The organism is Streptomyces sp. WELS2 (assembly GCF_013870595.1).
Lineage (GTDB): Bacteria > Actinomycetota > Actinomycetes > Streptomycetales > Streptomycetaceae > Streptomyces.
This window is the reverse complement of the sequence record NZ_JACBWZ010000487.1, coordinates 1-4,767: the sequence shown is the minus strand read 5'-3', so window position 1 is coordinate 4,767 and position 4,767 is coordinate 1. Positions and strand designations below refer to the sequence as shown.

The 4,767-nt window shown below is 73.2% G+C and carries 5 protein-coding genes and 1 pseudogene; 2 read left to right on the top strand and 4 right to left on the bottom strand.

Annotated features, from left to right (window positions below):
- Positions 1 to 89: 89 nt before the first annotated feature.
- The 4 genes from H5J33_RS23880 to H5J33_RS23865 form a co-directional block, all read right to left on the bottom strand.
- The gene (locus H5J33_RS23880) at positions 90 to 413 is read right to left on the bottom strand and encodes a multidrug efflux SMR transporter (protein WP_014674883.1); all 324 of its coding nucleotides are present in this window, start codon (positions 411 to 413) and stop codon (positions 90 to 92) included.
- 85 nt (positions 414 to 498) lie between these two features.
- Positions 499 to 1,509, bottom strand: a complete 1,011-nt coding sequence (gene rsgA / locus H5J33_RS23875) for a ribosome small subunit-dependent GTPase A (RefSeq protein WP_181796951.1) — start codon at positions 1,507 to 1,509, stop codon at positions 499 to 501.
- Positions 1,510 to 1,520: 11 nt separating this feature from the next.
- Positions 1,521 to 2,837 (bottom strand): 3-phosphoshikimate 1-carboxyvinyltransferase, encoded by a 1,317-nt coding sequence (aroA, locus tag H5J33_RS23870; protein ID WP_181796950.1) that lies wholly within the window; start codon positions 2,835 to 2,837, stop codon positions 1,521 to 1,523.
- 28 nt (positions 2,838 to 2,865) lie between these two features.
- Positions 2,866 to 3,588, bottom strand: a complete 723-nt coding sequence (locus H5J33_RS23865) for a M50 family metallopeptidase (protein ID WP_181796949.1) — start codon at positions 3,586 to 3,588, stop codon at positions 2,866 to 2,868.
- Between the two features lie 49 nt (positions 3,589 to 3,637).
- Here H5J33_RS23865 and H5J33_RS23860 point away from each other — a divergent pair, with 49 nt between their 5' ends.
- Positions 3,638 to 4,453: an SOS response-associated peptidase gene (locus H5J33_RS23860; RefSeq protein ID WP_181796948.1), complete on the top strand. Its 816-nt coding sequence runs from the start codon at positions 3,638 to 3,640 to the stop codon at positions 4,451 to 4,453.
- Positions 4,454 to 4,481: 28 nt separating this feature from the next.
- Positions 4,482 to 4,767, top strand: a pseudogene (locus H5J33_RS23855) (hydrolase); the annotation flags it as partial.

Sequence of the window (4,767 nt, the reverse complement as noted above, 5' to 3'; positions counted from 1 at the left end):
CTGTGTGGCGGCCCCGCCCGGGGAGGGCGGCATCGCGGAGCTGGTGCGGGCCGTGCTGCCGCGCCACCTGGGCGGACCGGCGCGGCCCTCTAGTGCGCCGACCCCGACAGCTGGAGCCCGATCACCCCGACGATGACCAGGCTGATGGAGACGATCTTCAAGGTGGACACCAGGTCGCCGAGGAAGACCATGCCGTAGATCGCGGTGCCCGCCGCGCCGATGCCGGTCCACACCGCGTACGCCGGGCCGACGTCCAGCTTCCTCAGGGACAGGGTCAGCAGACCGAAGCTGCCCAGTGCGAACGACGCGAACGCGATCGTCGGCCACAGGCGTGTGAACCCGTGCGAGAGTTTCAGGCACACGGCGAAACCGGTCTCCAATATCCCGGCCACTATGACCAGCAGCCATGCCATGTGCTGTCCTCCCGTTGGGTCCGGATCTCCGGCTCGGTGTGATTATGCACTCACCGGACTGATGCTCGGGCAAACAACGCGGGACTCAGTCGCCTTCCCGGCGCTCCCGCGTGGCCAGCAGCCGGCGCAGGGAGTACAGCCGCGCCGGGTCGGCGTGGCCGTCGGCCACCCACGCGTCCAGCGCGCAGTCCGGCTCGTCGTGGCTGCACGCGCGCGGGCAGTCCGCGGTGCCGGGTTCGAGGTCCGGGAAGGCGTGGATCACCCGGGACGGGTCGATGTGGGCGAGCCCGAAGGACCGGACCCCCGGGGTGTCGATCACCCAGCCGTCCGCACCGGCCAGCGGCAGCGCGAGCGCGGAGGTGGTGGTGTGCCGGCCCCGGCCGGTCACCGCGTTGACCAGTCCGGTCGTCCGCCGGCGCTCCTCGGGCACCAGCGCGTTGACCAGGGTGGTCTTGCCGACGCCCGAGTGCCCCACGAACGCCGTGCTCTTGCCGCTCAGGTGGGCGCGCACCCGGTTCGCCGCGTCGCCGTTCTCCAACTCCTCCCGGCTGGTGACGACGTACGGGATGTCCAGGTCGCCGTACAGCTCCAGCAGCTTGTCCGGCGGGGCCAGGTCCGACTTGGTCAGCACCAGCAGCGGATCCAGGCCGCCGTCGTAGGCCGCGACCAGGCAGCGGTCGACGAGGCGGGGGCGGGGCTCGGGGTCGGCCAGGGCGGTCACGATGGCCAGCTGGTCGGCGTTGGCGACGACCACGCGCTCGTAGGGATCGTCGTCGTCGGCCGTGCGCCGCAGCACCGACGAGCGCTCCTCGATGCGGACGATCCGGGCGAGGGTGTCCTTCTTGCCGGACAGATCGCCGACCAGCGCCACCCGGTCGCCCACGACGGCGGCCTTGCGGCCCAGCTCGCGGGCCTTCATGGCCAGCACCGGCCGGTCGCCCACCAGGCAGGTCAGCCGCCCCCGGTCGACGGTGAGGACCATGCCCTCGGCGGCGTCCTCGTACTTGGGCCGGATGTTCGTGCGCGGCCGGTTGCCCTTGCGGTTGGGGCGGCTGCGGATGTCGTCCTCGTCGGTGTGCTTGCCGTAGCGGCGCATGGCGTACGTCCCTACTGCCCGAGCATCCCGGTCCACAGCTCGGGGAAGTCCGGCAGGGTCTTCGCCGTCGTCGCCACGTTCTCGATCCGGACACCCGGCACCGCCAGGCCGATGATCGCACCGGCGGTGGCCAGGCGGTGGTCCTCGTAGGTGTGGAAGGTCCCGCCGTGCAGCGGGCGCGGGCGGATGTGCAGGCCGTCGGCGGTCTCCGTGACGTCGCCGCCCAGCTCGTTGATCTCCTTGCTGAGCGCGGCCAGCCGGTCCGTCTCGTGCAGCCGCAGGTGGGCCACGCCCCGCAGGGTGGACGGCGAGTCGGCGAGCGCGGCCACCGCCGCGATCCCCGGGGTCAGCTCGCCCACGTCACCCAGGTCCACGTCGATGCCGTGGATCGCGCCCGATCCGGTGAACACCAGCCCCGAGTCGGTGAGTTCGCAGGAACCGCCCATCTCGGTGAAGATCTCCCGCAGCCGGTCACCCGGCTGGGTGGTGCGGGCCGGCCAGTCCGGGATCAGCACCTTGCCGCCGGTCACCAGGGCCGCCGCCAGGAACGGCTGCGCGTTGGACAGGTCCGGCTCGATGGTCAGGTCCCGGCCGAGCATCGCGCCCGGCGTCACCCGCCACACGTTCGGCTCGCCGCCCGACTCCGGGGTGTCCACCTGGGCGCCGGCCGCGCGCAGCATCTCCACCGTCATACGGATGTGCGGCATCGAGGGCAGGGTCGCGCCGGTGTGGCGGACCTCCACGCCCTGGTTGAAGCGCGGTCCGGACAGCAGCAGCGCCGAGACGAACTGGGACGAGGAGGAGGCGTCGACCGAGACCGGGCCGCCGTCCAGGGCCCCGCCGCCGTGCACGGTCAGCGGCAGCGCGCCCCGGCCGTCGTCGTCGATCCGGGCGCCCAGCTGCCGCAGCGCGTCGATCACGCCGTTCAGGGGGCGCTCGTACGACCGGGGGTCCCCGTCGAACCGGATCGGGCCGTCGGCCAGCGCGGCCACCGGCGGCACGAACCGCATCACCGTGCCCGCGTTGCCGACGTCCACCGTGGCCGGGCCGCGCAGGCCCGTGGGCAGCACCCGCCAGGCCTCGCCGGTGCCGTCGGGACCCACTCCCTCCTCGATCTCCACGCCCATGGCCCGCAGCGCGCCGGCCATCAGCAGGGTGTCGCGGGACCGCAGCGGGCGGCGCAGCCAGCCCGGCTCGGAGGCCAGGGCGGCCAGGACCAGGGCGCGGTTGGTGACCGACTTGGACCCCGGCACGTGGACCGTCGCGTCGACGGCTCCGCTCGCGTGCGGGGCGGGCCAGAGGGCGGTTGAGGAGCTGTTCGGGGTCATGGGGCCACTTTATAAGGAGGGCCCGGGGTCAACCTTCCAGCAGCCAGCGGCCACCGCCGATCAGCGAGCACAGCGACACGGCGTGGAACAGCAGCAGCCACAGGCCCGCCGGTACGTGCGTCAGCCGGGACAGCTGGTCGGCGTCCGAGTCGCCCGCGCCGCCCCGCGACCGCCTGGCCTGGAGCTCGAACGCCGGCCGGACCCCGCCGAGCAGCAGGAACCACACCACCGCGTACCCGAACGCCGCCTGCACCCGCGGCTCCGCCAGCCAGGACACCAGCAGGAACGTGCCGCCGGCGAGGACCACGGTCAGCACGCCGTAGGCGTTGCGGATCACCACCAGCATCACCAGCAGCAGCGCGGTCGCCACCCACAGCAGCAGGGTGACGCGGTCGGCCGCCAGCAGCGCGGCCCCGCCGAGGCCCAGCAGCGAGGGGGCCGGATAGCCGGCGGCGGCGGTCAGGATCATGCCGGCCCCGTACGGCTTGCCCCGGCTCAGGGTGAGGCCGCTGGTGTCGGAGTGCAGCCGGATGCCGGTGAGCTGCCGGCCGGTGAGCAGGGCGAGCAGACCGTGGCCGCCCTCGTGCGCGATGGTGATCGCGTTGCGGGATATCCGCCACACCGGGTGCGGGACCACCACGGCCAGCGCGGCGGCGAGCGTGGCCAGCACCACCCACAGTCCCGGGGCGGGCTGGGTTCCGGTGAGCCGGTCCCAGAGGTCGGGCAGCGCGATGGCGGCGAGGCTGTCCATTCCGGTGATGGCTCCCTGTCGTCGTGAGGCGTCTGGCAGTGTGGCACTTATGTGCGGACGGTATGCATCGAGTCGTAGGCCCGAGGATCTCGCAGGTGTCTTCGAAGTCGAGATGTGGGAGCCCGAGGAGACCCTGGAGCCGGACTACAACGTGGCGCCGACCAAGGAGGTCTACGCCGTCCTGGACCGTCCCCTGAAAGACGCGGAATCCCCTCGTCCGGTTCGCCAGCTGCGCAAGCTGAAGTGGGGACTGGTCCCGTCCTGGGCCAAGAGCCCCGAGGGCGGCGCCCGGATGATCAACGCCCGCGCGGAGACCGTGCACGAGAAGCCCGCCTACCGCCGCGCCTTCGCCGCCCGCCGCTGCATCCTGCCCGCCGACGGCTACTACGAGTGGGTCACCGGCGAGCAGGAGCGCGAGCTGGAGGTCGAGGGCAGGAAGAAGCGGCCCCGCAAGCAGCCGTACTTCGTGCTGCCCGCAGACGGCTCGGTGTTCGCGATGGCCGGGCTGTACGAGTTCTGGCGCGACCGGACCCTGCCCGACGACCACCCCCGCGCCTGGTGGGTGACCTGCTCGGTGATCACCACCGAGGCCGAGCGGACCCCGCTGGCCGTGGCCCCCGCCGAGGGCCCCCGCTCCCTCGCCGACATCCACCCCCGGATGCCGCTGATGCTCACCCCCGACCGCTGGGACGCCTGGCTCGACCCCTCCCGCACCGACCCCGACGCCCTGCGCGACCTGCTCGCCCCGCCCCCGCCCGGCCTGATGCGCGCCTACCCGGTCTCCACGGCCGTCAGCAACGTCCGCAACAACGGCCCGGAGCTGCTGAAGGAGCTGGAGGCACCGGAAGAGGGCACACTCTTCTGACGTGACGGATGAGACACACGTGACCGACGTGACCACCGAGACGGTCGGTACGGAGGCCGGGGACGCCCGGATCACCTGGCACCCGGCGGAGGAGGCCCGGCTGGTGCTGGCCGTGAGCCATGGCGCGGGCGGCGGCATCGAGGCCCGCGACCTCCGGGCGCTCGCCGCCGCGCTGCCCGCGCACGGCGTGACCGTCGCCCTCGTCGAGCAGCCCTGGCGGGTGGCCGGCAAGAAGGTCGCGCCCGCGCCGAAGACGCTGGACACCGGGTGGCGGGGGCCACACCCCGCGCCACCCGGTGTGCAGCGTCTTGGGC

Excerpts from the sequence above, each read along its gene's own strand:
- aroA (WP_181796950.1), bottom strand. The coding sequence starts at position 2,837 with ATGACCCCGAACAGCTCCTCAACCGCCCTCTGGCCCGCCCCGCACGCG.
- H5J33_RS23860 (WP_181796948.1), top strand. The coding sequence starts at position 3,638 with ATGTGCGGACGGTATGCATCGAGTCGTAGGCCCGAGGATCTCGCAGGT.
- H5J33_RS23880 (WP_014674883.1), bottom strand. The coding sequence starts at position 413 with ATGGCATGGCTGCTGGTCATAGTGGCCGGGATATTGGAGACCGGTTTC.
- H5J33_RS23865 (WP_181796949.1), bottom strand. The coding sequence starts at position 3,588 with ATGGACAGCCTCGCCGCCATCGCGCTGCCCGACCTCTGGGACCGGCTC.
- rsgA (WP_181796951.1), bottom strand. The coding sequence starts at position 1,509 with ATGCGCCGCTACGGCAAGCACACCGACGAGGACGACATCCGCAGCCGC.